This is a genomic window from Lacticaseibacillus nasuensis JCM 17158, assembly GCF_001434705.1.
In the GTDB taxonomy this organism is placed as follows: Bacteria; Bacillota; Bacilli; order Lactobacillales; family Lactobacillaceae; genus Lacticaseibacillus; species Lacticaseibacillus nasuensis.
Genome location: NZ_AZDJ01000013.1, coordinates 146063 through 167332, shown reverse-complemented (window position 1 = coordinate 167332; position 21270 = coordinate 146063). Strand labels below are relative to the sequence as shown.

Sequence of the window (21270 nt, the reverse complement as noted above, 5' to 3'; positions counted from 1 at the left end):
CGAACTACGCTTCAAATGCTTTTTGCAATGGTGGCACGACTTGCTTCTTGCGTGACACGACGCCTGGCAAGGCCAAGCGGTGATCTGCATCAAACTTGGTCCCAAATGCGGCCTCAAGCTTGTCTAAGCCAGTACCAACCGCAAAGCCTGTTGAATCGCTATCCAAAATGTTGGTCGCAATCAACAAGAATAAATCGTATTGGTGTTTCGTGGCTTCTTGCTGCATGGTCGCCGTTAAATCGGCTTGGCGTGCATAGATTTCGTTGAGATCCACGGTGTTGACCTGACCGATGCGGACAGTTAACCCGCCCATGTTGAAACTCTTGGCGTCGCCTTCGACGATGTCTAAATCACTCTTTGCCGCCAAGTTCGTGCCAGCCTTCAGCATGGCTAAGCCGAATTCCTGCAAGTCGATGCCGGCAATCTTGGCCAGTTTAGGCAAAATATCGCGTTCCGTGGCCGTGGTAGTTGGGCTCTTCAGCAGCAACGTGTCGGACACGATGCCACTGATCATTAAGCCCGCGATTTGCGGCGTGATAGCAATGCCCGCTTCTTGATACATCTTGTACAAAACCGAATTCGTGCTGCCGATTGGTTCCGCACGATAAAACAGCGGCGCGGCAGTTTCAAAGTTGGCGATTCGATGGTGATCCACCACGGCGGTAACCGTGACGTCCTTGATGTCAGCAACGCTTTGCTGCGCTTCGTTGTGATCGACCAGCATCACCGTGTCGGTTTCGTTGGCGGCGCTAGTGATGACCCGTGGCAGCGCGTGCTTGAAGTAATTCAAAGCAAATTTGGTTTCGTCGTTTGGTTCCCCCAAGGCCACGGCCTCAACGTCGGTGTTCCCCAGTTGCCGCTGATATTCCGCGAAGGTCATCGCGCTGGTAATCGCGTCGGTGTCGGGATTTTGGTGGCCAAAAATCAATGTCGTCATGTGGTGGTTATCTCCCTTGCAATAAAATGGTTACTCGTTAAGTGTAACACGGTTGTCATGCACCCGCGAGAGGTAATCTTCATCGTCGAGATAGGCGTAAAACGCGTCCAGGAAGGTCTGAATCCGCGGAATGACCTCCTTGCCCTTGCGATAGACGAAGGACAAGTTGAAGTTCACCGCCGGCTCAAACGATACCGCGTAGGCGTGAATCTGCTCGCGGTGCGCTTGGTAGTACGTCATCGGTAACGCCGTATTGACGCCGGTGCGATTCAGAAACTGCGTCAGCTGCGCCGGCGTGGTGAACTGAGCAACGGCCTTCGGATAGTCCACCATTTGGTTCTTATAGGCTTCCTTGAGCAAGTGGCTCAAGAAATAATCCTCCGGGTACGTGACCCAAGGCGAATTAATCGTGTCGCGGAAGTGGATGCGTTTGCGCTGCGAGAGTTTGTCGTCGTGGTGCAAGAACATGAGCTGCTCGTCGAAAATCTTGCGGGTGTCGTAGGGCTTCCAGTTTTTGATCGTTGGATCCGGGAGGTACATGATGGCCAAGTCAATTTGGTTGTTCTCTAATTGCTCCCAAATTTCGTGCCGCGTCATCATGCGGTACACCAGCTCGATGTCTGGGTGTTGCTTATAGTATTCGGCCGCAAAAGCGGTAAACGCGGAGTCCTCCACCGAAGCCAAGATGCCCACGGAGATTTGGCCGGTTTCTGAACTGGTCGTTTGCTGAATCTCGTCGGCGGCTCGGTTGAGCACTTCGTAAATATCGTGCGTGGCGGCCAGCATCGTCCGCCCCGCCTCAGACAGGTGGAGCTTCTTACCCACAGAATAGAACAACGGTGCCCCCACCGTGCGCTCCAACTTCTTGATTTGTTGCGTCAAGGCCGGCTGGGTAATCCCAAGCAACTGCGCGGCTTGCGTATAATTCATCGTATCGGCGAGCTGCAGGAAGTACGTCAGCGTTTTCGACGAGAAAATACTCTCTTGTTTGGTCTTCATTTTCACTCCCGCTCCTTTATCTTGGCTTAAATACACTTCTAGCTAATGATAAGGTAAAAAAAGACGGGAAGCAACCGCTTTAGTCGCTTCCCCGAGTCAATATTCTTAAATTTTATTTCTGATTTTGAGCTGGCCGCCAGGTCTTGTACCCGGTGTAATCGGCTGTATGTAGCAGTGCTTCAGCGTTTTTCACCCGGTCGGCGGTCGGTGGTTCGATTCCTTCTAATGGATACGTGATGCCCAATTCGTGATATTTTTTTACGCCAAGGGTGTGGTACGGCAGGATTTCTACCTTCTGGACGTGATCGAGGGTCTTGATGTAGTCGCCGAGTTCGGCCAAGTAGCGATCATCATCGGTGCGTTCGGGCACTAACACGTGGCGGATCCACATGTCGCAACCATTGGCACTCATCCACTCAATCATGTCGAGAATATTTTCGTTGCCGAAGCCGGTGAGCTTCTTGTGCTCCGTAGAGTTGATATGCTTGATGTCGACGAGTGAAATGTCAGTCACCGCCATCAGCGCCTTGAACTGGCTGAACCACGGCTCGTCGCGCGTGAACGGCTGACCGGACGTATCCAAACAAGTCGAGATGCCGCGCGCTTTGGCCTGCGTAAACAAGTCGACCAGAAAATCGAGTTGCACCAGCGACTCGCCGCCGCTGCAGGTGATGCCACCGGTGGCGCCCCAAAATGCCTTGTAGCGCTCGGCATCGTCGAGCAGTTGCGCGGCGGTCATTTCCTCCCCCACCCCAATGTTCCAGGTGTCGGGATTGTGGCAGTACTGACAGCGCATGCGACAGCCTTGGAGGAATGCGGTGAAGCGAATGCCGGGGCCGTCAACGGCACCGAAGCTTTCAACGGAGTGCACGTAGCCTTTGATCGGACCGTCAGCAGCGACGCCGATTTGATCCAAGACATTCAATGGTGCGGTCGTATCGAATAGTTTCATGATCATTCCTCCGTTCCCGGTTTGGCAAAAACGGGAGCCACGAAAGGCTCCCGTTGCCGCATGACTGTGAGTTGACTACATTTCTTCGAAGAAGGTCCGCGCGATGACGTCGTCTTGTTGTTCCTTGGTCAGGTCTGCAAAGTAGACGCAGTAGCCCGAGACCCGGACAGTCAACGTTGGGTATTCTTCCGGATGCTTTTGCGCATCGATCAGCGTTTCCTTGTTGAAGACGTTGATGTTCAAGTGCATGCCGTGGTTAGCCATGTAACCATCAACCATGTTCACCAACGTGTCCTTGCGGGTCTCGTCGTCATGACCCAAGGTGTTCGGCGTCACGCCGAAGGTATTGGAAATCCCGTCGGTAGCGTAGTGGTAAGGAATCTTCGCCGTGGACATCAGGGAGGCCAAGGCGCCGTTCTTTTCTGCCCCGTAAGCCGGGTTGGCCCCTGGGGAGAATGGTTCGCCTTTTTGCCGCCCGTTTGGTGTCGTGCCGGTGTTCTTACCATAAACGACATTGGAGGTAATCGTCAAGACACTGGTGGACAACTTGGCCCCACGGTACAGGTGGTGCGTGTTCATCATTTCATAGAAGTGCTTGACCAGCCACTTGGCGATGTCGTCGGCGCGGTCGTCGTTGTTCCCGTAGCGCGGATAGTCGTCATTTTCAACGGTGAAGTCAACGGCGATGCCGTTTTCGTCGCGAACTGGGTGCACCTTACCGTACTTGATGGCGGAAATGGAGTCCACCGCGTGGGAGAACCCGGAAATCCCGGTGGCGAATGTGCGATCCAGGCGGGTGTTCTTCAGCGCCAGCTGGGCGGATTCATAGTAGTACTTGTCGTGCATGTAGTGAATCGTGTTCAAGGCGTTGACGTAGGTGTCGGCCAACCAGCTCAGCTGCACGTCGAATTTGTGCATGAAGGTATCGTAGTCGATGACGTCATCGGTGATTGCGCCACTTTCTGGGCCGACCTGCACTTCGCCGAGTTCGTCCTTGCCGCCGTTGATCGCATACAAGATGGCCTTGGCCAAGTTGGCGCGCGCCCCGAAGTATTGCACCCCATCGGAGATTGGTTGGGCGGAAACACAGCAGGCGATGCCGTAGTAGTCGGTGCCCCATTCGTCGCGCATCAAGTCGTCGTTTTCGTACTGAATCGTGGAGCTGGTGATGGACACTTCCGTCGCGTAGCGCTTGAAGCCTTCTGGCAGGCGTTCGGACCACAACAGCGTAATGTTGGGTTCCGGTGCCGCGCCCATGTTGTCGAGGGTCTTCAGGAAGCGGAAGGCGGTCTTGGTCACGTGATGGCGCCCGTCGTTGCCCATGCCACAAATCGACAGGGTCGCCCAAATCGGGTCGCCGGAGAACAAAGCGTTGTAGTCTTCCGTGCGGATGAAGCGCACCATGCGCAGCTTCATGACGAAGTGGTCGATCATTTCTTGCGCTTCTTCTTCGTTGATGCGGCCAAGCTTCAAGTCGCGATCGATGTATGCGTCGATAACCGTGTCGATGCGGCCCACGGACATCGCCGCGCCGTTTTGCGTCTTCACCGCGGCCAGGTAGCCGAAGTAGATCCACTGAATGGCTTCTTGGGCGTTGGTCGCCGGGCGGGAAATGTCATAGCCGTAGCTGGCCGCCATTTTCTTCATGTCGTTCAAGGCACGGTATTGATCCTGCACCTCTTCGCGCAGGCGAATGACGTCGTCGGTCATTTCACCGTCGCCGATGTTTTCAAAATCATGCGCCTTTTCGGCCATCAAGCGGTCGATCCCGTAAATGGCAATCCGCGGGAAGTCCGCGACAATCCGGCCACGAGCGTAGGCGTCTGGCAAGCCGGTCACGATCTTGTAGTGACGCGCCTTGCGCATGTCTGGCGTGTAAGCATCGAAGACGCCTTGGTTATGGGTCTTGCGATATTCGGTGAAGATCTTGTGCATCTCCGGATCCGTATCGAAGCCATATGCCTTCAACGCGTCTTCGGCCATGCGAATGCCCCCAAACGGCATGAAGGCCCGCTTGAACGGCGCGTCGGTTTGCACACCGACGATTTTTTCCAGGTCCTTGTTCAAGTAGCCCGGGCCGTGGCTGGTGATCGTCGCCACCACATTATTGTCGGCATCCAAGACGCCGCCGTTTTCGCGTTCTTGCTTCTTCAGGTTCAACACCTGATTGTTCAGGACCGTCGTGGCCTCAGTTGGGCCGGCCAAGAAAGATTCGTCGCCATCGTATTGGTGCAGGTTCTGTTGGATAAAGTCGCGGACGTTGATCTCTTCTTGCCACGCCCCACCCTTAAAGCCTTCCCAGTAAGTCTGGGCTTGGGTCTTGTCTAACTGTTTCATCTGGAATGCCTCCTTATGATGTGGGAATATCACAGTTCTTACGGTTATAGTGTAACACGTCACAAGGGTAATGCAAGCACTTTCTTTTGCGAATTACAGGCGTTTGGTAAAATTGTAATTCACCGTTAAGCCTTAACTTATGCACGGTACTTCACGAGCCTATTTCTTGTTTTCCTGCCTAATTCTATCTGATTATTTTCAGTGATATGCACAGTTACTGTTACAGTCGTTCCGGTTCAGTATTGATACAGCAAAAACCGGACCCACAAAAGTGAGTCCGGTTGCGGTTTATTCGGTTGGCTGTGGGTACATCGCCACGGGCGTGCCTTCGATATCCGTGTCGATCAGGAAGCTCCCATTCGAGTACCGATCGACCGGCGTCAGGCTGCCGGGTTCCAGCAGCTTCTGCGTGCCGGAATCGGTTAACACCAGCAACTGGCTGGTTGCCGTCATGGCGGTCATCGCCACAATGCGGTGCGGATTGCGCTTGAGCTCGTGTAGCACCAAGAGGCCGCGCCGCGCGCGCGTCATCATGCCGACTTCGCTTAACGCCATGCGCTTCATCGCGCCGCGTTGGGTCAAAATCGCAACTTCGGTGGTGGCCGGGTCGGTAACGATGATGAAGTTGACGACGGTGTCGCCATCCTTCAACGCCATGCTGCGCACGCCAGTGGCCCGCGCACCGATGACCGACACTTCACTCAACGGGAATAGTGCAGCGTAACCGTTGCGCGTCACCATGAAGACGCTGCGGTCATCATCACTCGGCACAAAGGCAACGTTGGTCACAATGGCGCCTGGGGTCTTGAGCTTCATCCCCACCATCGCCTTGCTGCGATAAGTGCGCTGTGGCTGCAAGTCGGCGAGGCTAGTTTGTTTGATGTAGCCGTCGCTGCTGCCAAGGACAAAATTGCCGGCGGCGTCGAGGGCATCAAAGCCGAAGACTGCCAGCACCTGTTCGGCTTCGCCGAGCCCCACGGTTTGGCTGAGGTGCTCGCCGGCGTCTTTCCACCGTTGATCGGCAATTTCGTGCACCTGGCGGTAAATCACGTTGCCGAGATTGGTGAAAATATACAGGTGCTGCAAGGTCCCCATTTCCTGCACGAATATCGGCAGGTCCGTTTCCTTCAGCCCGTTGTCGGCTGGATCGACGGCTTGGTAGGAGCGCAGGCTGGCACGCTTGACGTAACCGTCACGCGATACCAGCACCATCACCCGCTCGTCGGTGACGGTGACGGCCGTATCGACTTCGAGGCTTTGAATCTCGGCTTCGATACTCGTTTTGCGGTCGTTGCCATAGGTCTTGGCGATGTCGGCGAGTTCGCTTTCGATGACGCGATCGCGGGCGGTCGGATCGGTAAGAATTTCCTGGTAGCCCGCGATACGCTCGGCCAGCTCCGCGGCTTCGGCTTCCAACGCGGTAATGTCCGTGTTGGTCAAGCGATACAGCTGCAGGGAGACGATGGCTTCGGCTTGCGCGACGGAAAAGTCGTAGGCCTTGACCAAGTTGGCCTTGGCGTCGGCCTTGTCGCTACTTTGGCGAATCGTGTGAATGACCTGATCGAGAATCGAGATCATCTTGATCAAGCCTTCGACAATGTGCGCGCGCGCCTGCGCCTTGGCCAGGTCGAATTGCGTCCGCCGGGTGACCACCTCGCGCCGGTGCGCGAGGTAGGCTTCCAGCATCGGCTTCAACCCGAGTTGCCGCGGCTTCAAGTCGGCGATGGCGACCATGTTGAAGTTATAAGCGATTTGCAGGTCGGTGTTCTTGAACAAATAGGTCAAGATGCCTTCCGCGTTGGCCTCTTTCTTCAACTCGATGACTACGCTCAACCCGAAGCGGTCGGATTCGTCGCGCACCTCGGCGATGCCGTCAACTTTTTTGGTGACGCGCAGCTCATCGATTTTCTTCACCAGCTCGGCCTTGTTGACTTCGTAAGGCAGCTCGGTGACGACGATTTGCTGCTTGCCGCCGCGCAACGTGTCGATGTGGGTGCGGGAGCGCACGACGATCTTACCGCGGCCGGTGTCGTAGGCCTGACGAATGCCGGCGACGCCTTGGATGATGCCGCCGGTGGGAAAATCGGGGCCTTGCACAAACTTCATCAGCTGCTCGCGGCCGGCATCGGGGTGTTGCATCAAGTACAAAATCGCGTTGATGACTTCCCGCAGGTTATGCGGCGGAATCTCGGTGGCGTAGCCGGCAGAAATCCCGGTGGCGCCGTTCACCAGCAGATTGGGAAACGCCGCGGGAAGCACCGTGGGCTCCTGGGCGGTATCGTCGAAGTTCAACACCATGTCGACGGTGTCGGCATCGATGTCTTTAAGCATTTCGCCGGCGATTTTTGACAGGCGGGCTTCGGTGTAGCGCATCGCCGCTGGCGGGTCGCCGTCCATCGAGCCGTTGTTGCCGTGCATCTCGATCAACGGCTCGCGCAGCTTCCAATCCTGGCTCAGGCGCACCATCGCCTCGTAAATCGACGAGTCGCCGTGGGGGTGGTAATTGCCCATGACGTTGCCGACGGATTTGGCGGATTTGCGAAAGCCGTGGTCGTATGTGTTACCGTCTTGGTTCATGGCAAACAAGATGCGGCGCTGCACGGGCTTCAAGCCGTCGCGGACATCCGGCAAGGCGCGTTCTTGAATGATGTACTTGGAATAGCGGCCGAACCGCTCGCCCATCACCTGCTCAAGGGTGAGTTCTTGGATTTGATTGGCCATTTACTTTTTCCCCTTTCGCAGTTGTTGTTTGATTTGTTGCGTGCCGAATTGCATGTCGGCGTGATCCACCGTCTTGGTTTCCAAGATGCTGCCGTCGTCGTCGAGGTCAAACTGCACGTTTTTCTCGATCCACTCGCGGCGAGGTTCGACGCGGTCGCCCATCAAGGTGGTGACGCGCCGCTCGGCCAATGCGCCGTCTTCGACGCGGACGCGAATCAAGGTGCGCGTCTCGGGGTTCATCGTGGTTTCCCATAGCTGATCGGCGTTCATTTCGCCTAACCCCTTGAAGCGGGTCAAGGTGTAGCCCTTGCCCATTTTCTTGGTTTCGGCTTCGAGCTCCTCATCGGTCCAGGCGTAAGCAATCTTGATGTTGGCGCCTTTGCCTTTTTGTAGGCGGTACAACGGCGGCAAGGCGATATACACCTTGCCGGCGTCCATCAAGGGGCGCATGTACCGGTAGAAAAAGGTCAACAGCAGAATCTGAATGTGGGCGCCGTCGGTATCGGCATCGGTCATGATGATGACCTTGTCGTAATTGGCGGCCTTGACGTCAAAATCCGCGCCGGCGCCAGCGCCGATGGTGTAAATCATCGTGTTGATCTCGGCGTTTTTGGTAATGTCGGCGAGTTTGGCCTTTTGCGTGTTCAAGACCTTCCCCCGCAAAGGCAAAATCGCCTGAAACTTCCGGTCGCGCCCTTGCTTGGCACTGCCGCCGGCGGAATCGCCTTCGACGAGGTACAATTCGTTTTTCTTCGGGTTCTTACTTTGCGCCGGGGTCAGCTTGCCGGACAGCAGGCTGTCGGTTTTCTTCTTGCGCTTGCCGGTGCGGGATTCATCGCGGGCCTTGCGCGCCGCCTCGCGGGCCTCGCGCGCCTTTAAGGCCTTGCGCACGAGCTCTTGGGCCGCGTCGCCGCCTTCCATCAGCCAGAAGCTCAGCTTTTCGTACAAAACGTTGTCGACCACCGCGCGGGCCTGCGGAGTGCCGAGTTTGCCCTTGGTTTGGCCTTCAAACTGCAGCAACTCTTCTGGGATTCGCACGGACAACACCGCAGCTAGTCCTTCGCGCACGTCGGAGCCTTCGAGGTTTTTATCCTTGTCTTTGAGCAGGCCGACTTTCCGGGCAAACTCGTTGAACGCGCGGGTCATGCCGCTGCGCATCCCCACTTCATGCGTGCCGCCGTCGCCGGTGCGCACATTGTTGACGAAACTAATCGTGTTTTCCGAGTAGCCGTCGTTGTATTGGCCGGCAAAATCCACGATGATGCCGTCGCGCTCGCCTTCAAAGTTGAACACGGGGCTGACCGTGTCCTTGTCTTCGTTGAGGTAATTGACGAAGCTCACCAAGCCGTCTGGATAATGGTAGGTTTCGCTGCGCCCGTCACGCTCGTCGCTTAAGGTGATGGCGATGTTTTTCAGCAGGAAGGCCGATTCGCGGAGGCGCTCGGCCAAGGTATCGAAGTCAAACACCGTGGTGGTAAAAATCGTTGGATCCGGCTTGAAGGTCACCGTGGTGCCGTTATGCTCGTTGACCTTGCCGAGTTTCTGCAGGCCTTGCGGGTGGCCGCCGTTGATGAAGGTCTCGGTAAACGCCTGCTTGTCGCGCACCACGCGCACGGTCAGGCTTTCGGACAAGGCGTTGACCACCGAGCTGCCGACGCCATGCAGGCCGCCGGAGGTTTTATAACTATTTTGGTTGAACTTGCCGCCGGCGTGCAGCACGGTCAAAATGACCTCGATGGTCGGCTTGCCCGACGCGTGCATCCCCGTCGGCATGCCGCGGCCATGGTCGACGACGGTCACCGAATTGTCAGCGTGAATCGTCACGTTGATCGCATCGCCGTAACCCGCCAAGGCTTCGTCGACGGCGTTGTCGACGATTTCGTACACCAGGTGGTGCAACCCGCGGGCATCGGTCGACCCGATGTACATCCCCGGGCGTTTGCGCACCGCCTCCAGGCCCTCTAAGACCTGAATCGATGAATCTGTGTAAGTTTGCTTTGGCATCCTCATTCTCCTCAAGTGGTGGGTCTGCCCACCCGTTAATCAAAAACGCTATATCCTAGCGTACACCAGGATTCGCGCCTACGGAAAGAAAATTTCGCAATTCCCGCCGCATCCGCGTTCGTTCTATTCTACTCCAGTTCAAATGCCGCGGCAAAAATGCTAGAATGAAAGGCACTGAAGGGAGTGGCAAGATGCTCATCGTTTGTTTCGTTCTGGCCTACCTGCTGGGCTCAATTCCCAGCGGCGTGTGGATCGGACAGTGGTGCTACCACAAAGATATTCGCACCGCCGGTAGCCACAACATCGGCACCACCAACGCCTACCGCGTCCTCGGACCGGTGGGCGGCACCGTCGTCTTGGTCATGGACATCTTAAAGGGCACGCTGGGCGCCAGCCTCCCTGTGCTGTTCGGGTTTCCTCAGCATTGGCTGATTCTCATCGTCGGCTTGGCCGCCGTGGCCGGGCACACCTTTTCGATTTTTATCGGCTTCAAAGGCGGCAAGGCCGTCGCCACCAGTGCCGGCATCTTGCTAGCGTATAACTGGCCGTTTTTCCTGATTGCCAGCGCGGTTTTCTTCTCGCTGGTGTGCCTCACCTCGATGGTCAGCGTCGCCAGCACCTTAGGCATGACCATCATCGTGATTTGGAGCTTCGCCTACCACGATTGGTTATTGACCTGCGTGGCGGCCGGCTTGTGGGTCGTGTTCCTCTGGCGCCACAAGGACAACCTCGCCCGCATTCGCGCCGGCAAGGAAAACATGGTGCCGTTTGGCCTCGGGCAATACCTGAGAAAACGGCGGCAACACTAACTCACCTGCGTGGTGAGTTTTTTTGGCTCGTCACGTGACTGGCAGCCCGGCCACGTTTTGCCCCACGCAAAAACGCCTGGGTCACCAGGCGTTGCGAGTTAGAAAATCGTGATGCCAAAGCCGTGCTCGAAAGTGGCGCCGCCGGCTAAGGTATTGATGCCAAACTTTTCGGTGAGCTCGCCGGTGGCGTCCACCGTGTCGGCAATCCCCCACCACGGCTCGAGACAGACGAAGTCGCCGAGATTCGGGTATTGACTCCACACGCCGATGAACGGCGCGTCGGCGGTGGTCACCGTCACCCCATGCGGCGTGCGGTCGCTTTTAATGCTGAGGCTGCTGCGGCCGTTAAGCTCGTAGATCTGCGCGTCTTGGGCGAAGCCAGCGTGCGAAATCTGTTGGTTGACGTCGGTGCCGGCCAGCGTGCGCTGGTCGTAATCGATGCGGCCGTCGCGCAGCGGAATAATCACGCGCGACTTGCGCGGGTCGAACTCGAGGTAGTAGTCGTCATACGCGGTGTCGGGCGCCAGCGGCACGCGAAACGCCGGGTGCCCGCCGATGCCAAAATACATCGGCGACTGCGCCGGGTTGTCAACGCGATAGGTGACGCGCAGGGAATTGTTGTCCAGCGCGTAAATCAACTGCAAGGTAAAGGCGAAGGGATACTTGGCGCGCGTGGCCGGCGAATCCGTCAGCGTGAAGGTCGCCGAGTCGGCGCTTTGCGCGCTGACGGTAAACTCGCTGTCACGGGCAAAGCCGTGCTGCGTCAGGTGGTAACTTTGCCCCTGATAGCGGTAGGTGTCGTCTTTGAGGCTGCCGACAATCGGAAACAGCACCGGTGCGTGGCGGCCCCAGCTGGCGGGGTCAGCTTGCCACAAATATTCGAGGTGGGTGTGATTGTCCTTGATGCTCGTCAGCTCGGCGCCGTGCGTGGCGATGGTGACGGTGAGAAAATCGTTGGTTAAGGTGACCATAGTATCCCTTCCTTGCCTATAGAATGTAACGCGTTTGGTCCGCGTCGGCGGCGATGTGGCCGATCTTGTCGTCAACGTACTTGGCGGTGACTGTGATGTCGCCCATTTGCATGTCTGGCCCTTCGTACAAGACGTCTTCCAAGAGCTTCTCCAAAATTGTGGCCAGGCGGCGGGCCCCGATGTTGTCGGTGTCACGGTTGACCCGCGTGGCGATCTTGGCGATTTGCTCGATGGCTTCCTTGGTGAAGGTGACGTGCACCCCATCGGCGCCGATCAAGGCGATGTATTGCTTGACCAACGCGTTGTCCGGCTCGGTGAGAATGCGCACGAAGTCGGCTTCGGTGAGGTCGTTAAGCTCGACGCGAATCGGGAAGCGCCCTTGCAGCTCGGGGATCAAGTCGCTGGGCTTGGCGGTGGCAAAGGCCCCGGAGCCGATGAACAGCACGTGGTCGGTGTTTAACGGCCCGTACTTGGTCGACACCTGCGCGCCTTCGACAATCGGCAAGATGTCGCGTTGGACGCCTTCGCGGGAGACTTCCCCGGAGGTATTCTTGTTGCCGGCGGCGATTTTGTCGATTTCGTCGATGAAAATAATCCCGTTATTCTCGGCGGCAGCAATCGCCTCGTGATAAATGTCGGCATGGTTGACCAGCTTGTCGCTTTCCTCGCGAATAAAAATCTCGCGGGCCTCGCGCACGGTCATCGTGCGTTGCACCTTTTGCTTGGGCATCAAGTTGCCCAGCGTGTCGGACAAATCGATGCCCATTTGCCCATACATGTCCCCCAGGCCGCCGGGTTTTTTCTCGTCGGCGACGGCCACGGTGAGCTCGCGGTCCTCCAGCAAGCCGGCTTCGAGTTGGTCGGCGACGCTGAGGCGTTCAGACTTGATCGACTCGGTGATTTCGCCTTCGTCTTGGTCCGGCTGCGGCGCCTCACCATTTTGCATGTTTTGGAACAGCTTCATCATGTCGCCCATCGGGTTATTGCTGGCGCGTTTTTCCTTTTTGATGGCCGGCACCAAGAGCTTGACGAGGCGCTTATTGGCCTCGCGGGTGGCGCGGGTGCGCACCTTGGCGAACGCGTCGGCTTCGGCCATGCTAACGGCGACTTCGGCGAGGTCGCGCACCATCGACTCGACGTCACGGCCGACGTAGCCGACTTCGGTGAACTTGGTGGCTTCGACCTTGACGAACGGGGCCTTGACGATTTTGGCCAGGCGCCGGGCAATCTCGGTTTTGCCGACCCCAGTGGGCCCGATCATCAACAGATTCTTCGGGGTGATGTCTTGTTGCATTTTTGGCGACAGCTGCAAGCGGCGCCAGCGGTTATACAGCGCCACGGCTACGGCGCGCTTGGCGTCGGTTTGGCCGATGACGTATTGATCCAGCTGGGCAACGATTTCTTTGGGCGTTTGAACCATGGTGGCCTCCTAGAATGACTCGACAATAATGTTGTGGTTGGTGAAAATGTCGATTGACGCGGCGATGTCGATGGCTTCTTTAGCCACGTCCGGTGCCGGCATGTCGGTATGGCGCAGCATGCCCATCGCCGCTGCTTGGGCAAAGTTGCCGCCGCTGCCGATGGCGACCACGTCTTCATCCGGGGCAATCACCTCGCCGTTGCCGGACACCAACAACAAATCCTTGGCGTCCATCACGATCATCATCGCCTCGAGTTTTTGTAAGGTCGGGTCCTTGCGCCAGTCCTGCGCTAAGGCTACCGCGGCGCGGCGTAGGTTGCCGGCATGGGCCTCCAGCTTTTTTTCAAACCAATCCTGCAAGGTGAACGCGTCGGCCACGCCGCCGGCAAAGCCGATGACGACCTTGCCGCCATAGATCTTGCGGACCTTTTCGGCGTTACCCTTCATGATCACTTTCTCGCCGAGGGTGACTTGGCCGTCGCCGGCGATGGCGGTGTGGTCATTTTTTCGAACTGCTACAATGGTTGTCATGTGTTTTCTCCTTTTTAGCACTAGTAAGGCTCGATTGCTAATATGGCCAGTTTAGCGTTCTGGCAGTGGTGACTCATCAGCCTTCCGCCCTAATTATGCGGCGGGAAAAACTTGAGGTAGTCGTCCTTGAGCTTGGCGGTGGTCATGTGGGTATAAATTTGCGTGGTCGACAAGCTGCTGTGCCCGAGCAATTCCTGCACGGTGCGCAGGTCGGCGCCGTGGTTCAGCATGTGCGTGGCGAAGCTGTGGCGAAGCATGTGGGGATGAATCTTCGTGGTGAGGCTCGTGCGCTTGATCACCTGAGCCAAGGCGTACTCGATGCCGCGCGGGGTGATCGGCGCGCCGTGCGCGTTAACGAAGACGACTTGATGCGCGGCGTGGTGCGCCATCAGCGTCACCCGGCCGTCGTTCAGGTAAGTGGTGAGCGCCTGCTTGGCGTAGCGGCCAAACGGCACGTAGCGGTCCTTATTGCCCTTCCCGTGCACCAGCATCACCTCGAGGTCAAAATCGATTTGGTGCAGCGTCAACCCGGCGCACTCGGCGACGCGCATGCCCGTGCCGTACAACACCTCCAGCAGCGCCCGGTCGCGTTGGGCCAGCGGCGCGTCGCCCTTAATGGCGGCAAATAATTCTTGAATCTCCTCTTCATAGAAAAACTCCGGCAGGTGGTGGTGACTCTTGCGGGTTTCGATCAGCTCGAAGGGATTGGTCGTGGCGCGGCCAAGCCGCACTAAATACCGGTAGAAACTGCGTAGGCTACTAAGCTTGCGGGCGACGCTGGCGCGGCTTAAGTCGCGGGCGGCCAGGTCGCTCAGGTAGGTTTGCACGTCGAGGGCGTCGACGTGGGCGAAATCGGTGAAGCCGCCATTGGTTTGCAAAAAGGTCGCAAACTCGGTGAGATCGGCCTCATACGCCTTTTGGGTGGCCGGCGAGTAATGCCGCTCGACGGCTAAATATTGAATAAAATCGGCGATGGCTTTCATACTGTTACCTTACCACAGGCAGCCGGCTGGGCCAAAAATCTGCGCACTTGCTGCCGGCTGATTTGGTGGTGGTGAGTGGGCGCCCGCCATGATAGACTGAGGGCAAACTGAAAGGAGCGAGCCATGAGTGACTGATTGGGCTGCCTGCTAGAACCGCTCATCGAAGGGTTGTTTTCGCCCCACTTCAACCCGGCACACCGCCGGCGGGCGTGGTGGCGACTGCTGGTGAGCAGCATCGTCGATGGCGGTGCCTGCGCCGGTGGGGTCTGGCTCATTTGGGCCGGCGTGACCGCTCACGACCGCGGCTTGGTGATCATCGGCGTGCTGCTGGCGGGATTGTTCGGCGCCTTGCTTGGCCTCACGTGGTATCGGTTTCGTCAGCTGCTTCGGCATTAACGGCACAACAAAGGCGCGCGGGAAAACCGCGCGCCAATTTTGGTTATTCCAAAAAGTCTTTCAGCTGCTTGGAGCGGCTCGGGTGGCGCAACTTGCGCAACGCCTTGGCTTCAATTTGCCGAATCCGTTCACGGGTGACGCCAAAGACCTTGCCGACTTCTTCCAGCGTGCGGGTGCGGCCATCATCCAGGCCGAAGCGCAGGCGCAAGACGTTTTCCTCGCGGTCCGTCAGTGTGTCCAAGACGGATTCCAACTGCTCCTTGAGCAATTCGTAGCTGGCGTGATCCTCGGGGCTCGTCGCGTTGTCGTCTTCGATGAAGTCGCCAAGGTGCGAGTCGTCCTCTTCGCCGATTGGCGTTTCCAGCGACACAGGCTCTTGCGCAATCTTCAGGATTTCGCGGACCTTTTCGGTTGGCATGTCCATTTCGGCGCCGATTTCCTCCGGCGTTGGTTCGCGGCCGAGGTCTTGCAACAGCTGACGCTGAATGCGAATCAGCTTGTTGATGGTTTCGACCATGTGCACCGGAATCCGAATCGTGCGGGCCTGGTCGGCAATGGCGCGGGTGATGGCCTGGCGAATCCACCACGTAGCGTAGGTCGAGAACTTAAAGCCCTTGCGGTAGTCGAACTTCTCGACGGCCTTCATCAAGCCCATGTTGCCTTCTTGAATCAAATCCAGAAACTGCATGCCACGGCCGACGTAACGCTTGGCGATGGACACCACCAGCCGCAAGTTGGCTTCGGCCAGGCGCTGCTTGGCTTCTTGATCGCCTTGCTCGATTTTCAGCGCCAAGGCGACTTCTTCGTCGGCGGTCAGCAATTGCACGCGGCCGATTTCCTTCAGGTACATGCGCACCGGGTCGTTGATCTTGACGCCGCTTGGGGCGGACATGTTGCTGAGCTCTTTTTTGGTGACGGCCTTTTCCTTTTTCAAGGAGCGCTCCGCCGGGTCACCGTTTTCGTCGACCACGGAGATGCCGTTGTCTTCGAGGCGCTGCATCAGCTCGTCGACTGCCGCGCTTTTCAGCGCAAAGGGCTTGACGACCTTGTCGACCAGTTCCTCATTGGTGATTTCCTTGGCCTTTTTGTAATCCTTTAAAACGGCTTTAACGGCCTTTTCATAGGCCTTGTCGTCCTTGTCCCCAGCCTTCGTTTTGGTCACTTTTGCTTTTTCTGTCATGATTGTCCTCCTGAATTCTGGGTCATTTGCTTGGCCTGCCGCGTTAACTCGAGGTACTGCGTGGCCAGCTCGCTCACCGCCTGCTTGTCGCCCAATTGTTGGGCCGAATGCAGCTGCTGCTTCACCGCGCGTAACTTCGCCTGCACGTCGCTGTGGGCCAATAAGTCAAACATGTCGGCGATGGCCGCCTCGCTTTGCTCGGGCACGGTCATCATCGCAACGTCGGTGGCCTGCGCCACCAACTCCGGGGCCAACGTGTCGAGGTACCCGGCGGTCGTCGGTGCGGCGCTGGCTTTGGCGTAGGCCAGCCAGGCGTCAAACAACGCCTGGTAACCGGCATCGGGAAATTGAATCTGGCGTTGGTGCAACGCCCGGGCAATTTCCGGATCGCGCCACGCTAGCGCCAACAACGTGCGCTCGGCGCGGACATACTTGTTGGCCGGCGCGGCTTGCGCGACTGGCGCCGGGGCCTGGTCATCAGGCACAGGCGGCGCCGCGGCCGGTTGCGGCCGCGCGGCGGGCAGCGACTGCTGCAAGGCCGTCACCGCCACGCCGGTGCGTTCCGCCAGCTGACTTAAGTAAACCGATTGGGCCACGGCGTCGCCTTCGCCGGCGATCACCTTCAGCGCGGCTTGAATGTAGTCGAGCTTTGCCTGGTCGTTGGTCAAATCACGATCAAGGGCCAGGTAGTGGAGCTGAAAACTAATTGGCGTCAGTGTAGATTGCACCTGCTTGGCAAAGGCACCGGCTTCGTGGCTCTGGATAAAATCGTCGGGGTCTTGACCGGCTGGCAGCACCACCACGCTGACCTTCAGCTGCGGCTGGGCCGCCAGTAACTCCAAGGCGCGCGCCGTGGCGTGTTGGCCGGCGCTATCGCCGTCGTAGCACACCGTGACCTGCCGCGTGTGGTGGGCAATGATGCCGACCTGCGTGGCGGTGAGGCTGGTGCCCATCGAGGCGATCCCGTTCGGCACGCCGGCTTGATAGGCGGCGATCACATCCATAAACCCTTCAAACAAAATCGCCCCACCGCTCGTTTTAAACTCGCGGGCGGCTTCGTCCAGGTTGAACAGCACGCGCGACTTTTCAAACAGCGCTGTTTCCGGACTATTTAAATATTTCGCTTGCGCGTCGCCATTGGCCAATACCCGGCCGGAAAAACCGACCACGTCGCCGTGCTCATTGCGCAAGGGAAACATCACCCGGTCGTTGAACCGGTCGAACAGTTCGCCTGCTTGCGATTCGACGAACAAGCCGGAGTCGCGCAAGGTGTTGTAGTCATAGTGTTGGTTGGTAAGAAACGTCTTCAGTAACGTCTTAGACGCCGGCAGGTAGCCGATGGCAAAATGGTCGAGCGTCTGGCGGGTCAAGCCGCGCTTGGTCAAGTACGCCAAGGCCGCCGTGCCGCTTTCCGTGTTGACGAGAATGTGGTGGCCGAGATCGGCCACCGCCTGCAGTAGCTTTTTTTGCTGGGCGGTGGCCGGGTCGTCTTGGTGCGTCGGCCCGACGTCGACGTTCAACGGGATGTGGGCGAACTCGGCGACCTTGGCCACGGCTTCGGGGAAGCTCAGCTTGTCGTAGTCCATGACGAAGCTAAACACGTTGCCGCCGCGCCCACAAGAGAAGCACTTGAAAATCTGTTTACTTTCATTCACCGAAAACGACGGGGTGTTCTCCGAGTGAAACGGACAAATGCCAAACAAGTTCTGCCCGGCCTTGTGCAACGCCACGTACTGGCCGACATAATCGGCGATGTTGACGCTGTTGCGCACCTGGTCGATGGTGGCCTCAGGAATCGCTGCGATCGGTCTTCCCCCCCTTAAGGCACAAAAGCCGCCCCTCATATTGAAGCGCGACCGAAAATTAGCGCGTAAAAACACAAACTAAAGTATAGTCGGTTTCCGCGATTTTTGCAACTATTTCACGATTAAGGCGGTGACGTCGCCAAACTGATGAATCAACTTCGCCAATTGCGTCAACTGAGCCAGCCGGTTTTGCCGTTGCGCCGGGTCTTCGGCCATGATCATCGTGGCCTCAAAGTACGTGGTGATTGGCGCGGTTAACCCGCGTAGCGCCTGGTAATTGGCCTCACTAGGCGCCGGCGTAAAGGCGGCTTGGACGCTTTGCACGGCGTCATGCAAGGCCGCTTCCGAATCGTTGTCGAACAGCGCCGGGCTGACCAGGCCGGTGACCGGCGTCTTGTCGGCGATGCGCACGACGCGGCCGAGGGCTTCCATGGTCGCCTTGAAGTCGGCATCTTCTGCGTGGGCCTGCAGCAATTCCGCGGCCTTGATGCTGGCGGCGACGTCCCCCACCGCGCTGGCGGCATCGACGACATCGTGCCGCAGGTGCTCGCCAGCCAGATATTGGGCGACGCGGTCTTGCATGAAGGCCGTCAAGTCGCCGGCGTGGGCGGCAAAGTTCAGCCCAAAGGTTTGCTTGGCCGCGGCCAACGCTGCGGCCACTTGCGGCTGCAGTTGGGCCAGGTCAAATGACCAGCCGGCCGCGGCAATCATGCGCACGATGCCATAGGCTTGGCGGCGCAAGGCATACGGGTCGTTGCTGCCGCTGGGCAACAAGTCGACGGCAAAAAAGGTCATCAAGCTGTCGAGCTTGTCGGCAATCGCCAATAACGTCGCCACCGGCGTCGTCGGCAGCTCGCCATCGGCACTAATTGGCCGGTACTGCTCGGCAACGGCGGTCACCACGCCGGCGGCTTCGCCAGCGAGCTTGGCGTACACGCCGCCCATGGTGCCTTGCAGCTCGGCGAATTCGCCGACCATGTTGGTCACCAGGTCAAACTTATACAGGCTGGCCGCCCGCAGCAAGTCCGCGCGCGCATCTGCCGCTAAGCCGACGTGATCAGCCAGCAAGCCGGCAATCGTCGTCACGCGCTGCATCTTTTCGGCCATCGAGCCGATTTTGTCGTGGAAGCTGACGTGGTCCAGCTTCGCCACCCATTCGGCTAACGTGAGCTTTTGGTCTTCGGCGTAGAAAAACGCGGCGTCTTCCAGGCGCGCGGTGAGGACTTTTTCGTTCCCCGCCACGACGTTACCTAAGTACGCGCTGTTGCCGTTGCGCACGCCGATGAAGGCGTTGACCAAGGCCCCTTGGTGATTGCGCACGTAGAAGTAGCGCTGGTTGTCCTTCATCGAGGTGATCAGCACGGCTTCGGGGATGTCCAGGTACTGGTCGTCGAAGCTCCCGGCAAAGGCGGTTGGCCATTCGACCAGGTTGGTGACTTCCTCCAGCAAATCCGGATCCAAGTCGATGACCCAATCGTGGGTCTCGGCGATCTCGGCAATTTGCTCGCGAATGCGCTGCTTGCGCGCGGCGGGGTCGACAATCACCGACTGCGCCAGCAAGGCCGCGGCGTAGTCGTCGGCCTGCGCCAAGTCGACGGCCTGGCCCAAGAAGCGGTGGCCTTGCGTGCGGCGGCCGGCGGTGACATCCAGCAGCTGCATCGGCACGATTTCGCTATCTAACAGGCTGACCAGCCAGTGAATCGGGCGAATGTATTCGAAGTTAAAGTCGCCCCACTTCATCCGCGTCGGGAAGGTCAACCCCTTGACGACATCGATCAACCCGCTCAGCACGGTGGCGGCAGCTTGGCCGCTGGTTTGCTTGTGCAGGTAGACGTACTCGACGCCTTTGAGGGTCCGAAATTCGATGTCATCAGGCGTCATGCCTTGGCCGCGGGCAAAGCCGATGGCGGCCTTAGTCCAGTTGCCGTCAGCATCCTGGGCGATTTTCTTGGCCGGGCCCTTGACCCATTCCTCGGTGTCGGCCTGCTTGGCGGCGACCGATGCAATGGATAAGGCCAGCCGGCGCGGCGTCGCGTAGGCGGTGATGGCGCCGTGGTCGAGGTGATTTTCCGTTAAATAAGCGGCGGTTTTCGTCGCAAATTGGGTGAGGCTTGGGGTGACGACGTGCGCCGGCATGTCTTCCAAGCCGATTTCGATTAAGTATGTGGCCATGATTACGCCTCCGTGGTTTCTGCGTGAGCCAGCAACGGGAAGCCGAGCTTCTTGCGCTCTTCGACAAAGGCCCGCGCCACCTTGTGCGCCATCTTGCGAATGCGGCTGAGGTAGCCGGCGCGTTCGGTGACGCTGACCACCCCGCGGGCATCCAGCAGGTTAAAGGTGTGGCTGCACTTTAAGATATAGTCATACGCCGGGTGCACGAGCCCGAGGTCCATCAGACGCCAGGCCTCTTTTTCGTAGTCGTCAAAGAAGCGCAACAGCATGTCTTGGTCGCTGGCTTCAAACGAGTACTTGCTGTGCTCATATTCGGGTTCCTTGAAGATGTCGCCGTACTTCACGCCGTTGCCCCAGTCCAGGTCAAAGACACTCGGCACGTCTTGAATGTAGCTGGCCAACCGCTCCACCCCGTAGGTGATTTCGCTGGTCACCGGGCTGACGGTCAAGCCGCCGACGACTTGAAAATAGGTGAACTGCGTGACTTCCATGCCGTCCAGCCAGACTTCCCAACCGACCCCGGCGCAACCCATCGACGGGTTCTCCCAGTTGTCTTCGACGAAGCGAATGTCGTGTTCCAATGGTTCGATGCCAAGCGCGCGCAGGGAATCCAAATAATATTGCTGGACTTCCTTAGGCGACGGCTTGATCACGACTTGAAACTGGTGGTGTTGGTACAACCGGTTCGGGTTTTCCCCGTAGCGCCCGTCTGCCGGCCGGCGCGACGGTTCGACATACGCCGCGGCCCAAGGTTCCGGCCCGATGGCGCGCAGGAAGGTATACGGGCTCATCGTCCCGGCCCCTTTTTCCGTATCGTAGGCCTGCATCAACATGCAGCCCTTGTCCGCCCAGAAGTGTTGCAGTGTCTGGATCATGGTTTGAATATCCATCTTGTTGGTCATATGGCTCTCCTTTATGCGGCCAGAAAAAAGAAGCGTTCACTACGCCAATTGGCATAGGGACGCTTCCGCGTGGTTCCACCCTAATTCAAGTCCGCAGACTTGCACTTCATTGCTTGGCTCAAAAACGCCACCGGTCAGGTTCACACACGAG

The 21270-nt window shown here is 58.1% G+C and carries 16 protein-coding genes; 2 read left to right on the top strand and 14 right to left on the bottom strand.

What is annotated here, in order from left to right:
- Window positions 1–4: 4 nt before the first annotated feature.
- From FD02_RS03840 to parE, 6 genes are all read right to left on the bottom strand, one after another.
- Window positions 5–937 (bottom strand): manganese-dependent inorganic pyrophosphatase, encoded by a 933-nt coding sequence (locus tag FD02_RS03840; protein ID WP_054721632.1) that lies wholly within the window; start codon window positions 935–937, stop codon window positions 5–7.
- Between the two features lie 30 nt (window positions 938–967).
- A complete protein-coding gene (locus FD02_RS03835) occupies window positions 968–1936 on the bottom strand; it encodes a LysR family transcriptional regulator (protein ID WP_054721630.1) in 969 nt (322 codons plus the stop codon).
- Window positions 1937–2048: 112 nt separating this feature from the next.
- Entirely contained in the window at window positions 2049–2888 is an 840-nt protein-coding gene (gene pflA, locus FD02_RS03830; protein WP_056950632.1) for a pyruvate formate-lyase-activating protein, read from the bottom strand.
- A gap of 75 nt (window positions 2889–2963) precedes the next feature.
- Window positions 2964–5225, bottom strand: a complete 2262-nt coding sequence (gene pflB / locus FD02_RS03825; RefSeq protein WP_056950629.1) for a formate C-acetyltransferase — start codon at window positions 5223–5225, stop codon at window positions 2964–2966.
- A 288-nt stretch (window positions 5226–5513) separates the two neighbouring features.
- Window positions 5514–7946: a DNA topoisomerase IV subunit A gene (gene parC / locus FD02_RS03820; protein WP_056950626.1), complete on the bottom strand. Its 2433-nt coding sequence runs from the start codon at window positions 7944–7946 to the stop codon at window positions 5514–5516.
- Entirely contained in the window at window positions 7947–9956 is a 2010-nt protein-coding gene (parE, locus tag FD02_RS03815; protein WP_054721628.1) for a DNA topoisomerase IV subunit B, read from the bottom strand. It abuts the gene before it with no gap.
- Window positions 9957–10141: 185 nt separating this feature from the next.
- Here parE and plsY point away from each other — a divergent pair, with 185 nt between their 5' ends.
- Window positions 10142–10759: a glycerol-3-phosphate 1-O-acyltransferase PlsY gene (gene plsY / locus FD02_RS03810; protein WP_056950623.1), complete on the top strand. Its 618-nt coding sequence runs from the start codon at window positions 10142–10144 to the stop codon at window positions 10757–10759.
- 98 nt (window positions 10760–10857) lie between these two features.
- Here plsY and FD02_RS03805 read toward each other — a convergent pair whose 3' ends face one another.
- The 4 genes from FD02_RS03805 to xerC form a co-directional block, all read right to left on the bottom strand.
- Window positions 10858–11730: an aldose 1-epimerase family protein gene (locus tag FD02_RS03805; protein WP_056950621.1), complete on the bottom strand. Its 873-nt coding sequence runs from the start codon at window positions 11728–11730 to the stop codon at window positions 10858–10860.
- Between the two features lie 16 nt (window positions 11731–11746).
- Complete coding sequence (hslU, locus tag FD02_RS03800; protein ID WP_056950619.1) at window positions 11747–13150, bottom strand: ATP-dependent protease ATPase subunit HslU; 1404 nt, start codon at window positions 13148–13150, stop codon at window positions 11747–11749.
- A 9-nt stretch (window positions 13151–13159) separates the two neighbouring features.
- Window positions 13160–13681, bottom strand: a complete 522-nt coding sequence (gene hslV / locus FD02_RS03795; protein ID WP_056950616.1) for an ATP-dependent protease subunit HslV — start codon at window positions 13679–13681, stop codon at window positions 13160–13162.
- 89 nt (window positions 13682–13770) lie between these two features.
- Complete coding sequence (gene xerC, locus FD02_RS03790) at window positions 13771–14664, bottom strand: tyrosine recombinase XerC (RefSeq protein WP_054721626.1); 894 nt, start codon at window positions 14662–14664, stop codon at window positions 13771–13773.
- Between the two features lie 135 nt (window positions 14665–14799).
- Between xerC and FD02_RS03785 the strand changes: the two genes are divergently transcribed.
- On the top strand, window positions 14800–15060 hold the full coding sequence (locus tag FD02_RS03785) for a hypothetical protein (protein ID WP_054721624.1): 261 nt from the start codon (window positions 14800–14802) through the stop codon (window positions 15058–15060).
- A gap of 43 nt (window positions 15061–15103) precedes the next feature.
- Here FD02_RS03785 and rpoD read toward each other — a convergent pair whose 3' ends face one another.
- The 4 genes from rpoD to glyQ form a co-directional block, all read right to left on the bottom strand.
- Window positions 15104–16240 (bottom strand): RNA polymerase sigma factor RpoD, encoded by a 1137-nt coding sequence (rpoD, locus tag FD02_RS03780; RefSeq protein WP_056950613.1) that lies wholly within the window; start codon window positions 16238–16240, stop codon window positions 15104–15106.
- Window positions 16237–18084, bottom strand: a complete 1848-nt coding sequence (dnaG, locus tag FD02_RS03775; protein ID WP_056950610.1) for a DNA primase — start codon at window positions 18082–18084, stop codon at window positions 16237–16239. Before dnaG ends, rpoD begins: the two co-directional genes overlap by 4 nt.
- A gap of 72 nt (window positions 18085–18156) precedes the next feature.
- On the bottom strand, window positions 18157–20220 hold the full coding sequence (glyS, locus tag FD02_RS03770; RefSeq protein WP_156408226.1) for a glycine--tRNA ligase subunit beta: 2064 nt from the start codon (window positions 20218–20220) through the stop codon (window positions 18157–18159).
- Window positions 20220–21119, bottom strand: a complete 900-nt coding sequence (glyQ, locus tag FD02_RS03765; RefSeq protein WP_056950605.1) for a glycine--tRNA ligase subunit alpha — start codon at window positions 21117–21119, stop codon at window positions 20220–20222. Before glyQ ends, glyS begins: the two co-directional genes overlap by 1 nt.
- Between the last annotated feature and the right edge of the window lie 151 nt (window positions 21120–21270).

Coding starts and splice junctions, on each gene's coding strand:
- FD02_RS03840 (WP_054721632.1), bottom strand. CDS start 937: ATGACGACATTGATTTTTGGCCACCAAAATCCCGACACCGACGCGATT.
- FD02_RS03835 (WP_054721630.1), bottom strand. CDS start 1,936: ATGAAGACCAAACAAGAGAGTATTTTCTCGTCGAAAACGCTGACGTAC.
- pflA (WP_056950632.1), bottom strand. CDS start 2,888: ATGAAACTATTCGATACGACCGCACCATTGAATGTCTTGGATCAAATC.
- pflB (WP_056950629.1), bottom strand. CDS start 5,225: ATGAAACAGTTAGACAAGACCCAAGCCCAGACTTACTGGGAAGGCTTT.
- parC (WP_056950626.1), bottom strand. CDS start 7,946: ATGGCCAATCAAATCCAAGAACTCACCCTTGAGCAGGTGATGGGCGAG.
- parE (WP_054721628.1), bottom strand. CDS start 9,956: ATGAGGATGCCAAAGCAAACTTACACAGATTCATCGATTCAGGTCTTA.
- plsY (WP_056950623.1), top strand. CDS start 10,142: ATGCTCATCGTTTGTTTCGTTCTGGCCTACCTGCTGGGCTCAATTCCC.
- FD02_RS03805 (WP_056950621.1), bottom strand. CDS start 11,730: ATGGTCACCTTAACCAACGATTTTCTCACCGTCACCATCGCCACGCAC.
- hslU (WP_056950619.1), bottom strand. CDS start 13,150: ATGGTTCAAACGCCCAAAGAAATCGTTGCCCAGCTGGATCAATACGTC.
- hslV (WP_056950616.1), bottom strand. CDS start 13,681: ATGACAACCATTGTAGCAGTTCGAAAAAATGACCACACCGCCATCGCC.
- xerC (WP_054721626.1), bottom strand. CDS start 14,664: ATGAAAGCCATCGCCGATTTTATTCAATATTTAGCCGTCGAGCGGCAT.
- rpoD (WP_056950613.1), bottom strand. CDS start 16,240: ATGACAGAAAAAGCAAAAGTGACCAAAACGAAGGCTGGGGACAAGGAC.
- dnaG (WP_056950610.1), bottom strand. CDS start 18,084: ATGAGGGGCGGCTTTTGTGCCTTAAGGGGGGGAAGACCGATCGCAGCG.
- glyQ (WP_056950605.1), bottom strand. CDS start 21,119: ATGACCAACAAGATGGATATTCAAACCATGATCCAGACACTGCAACAC.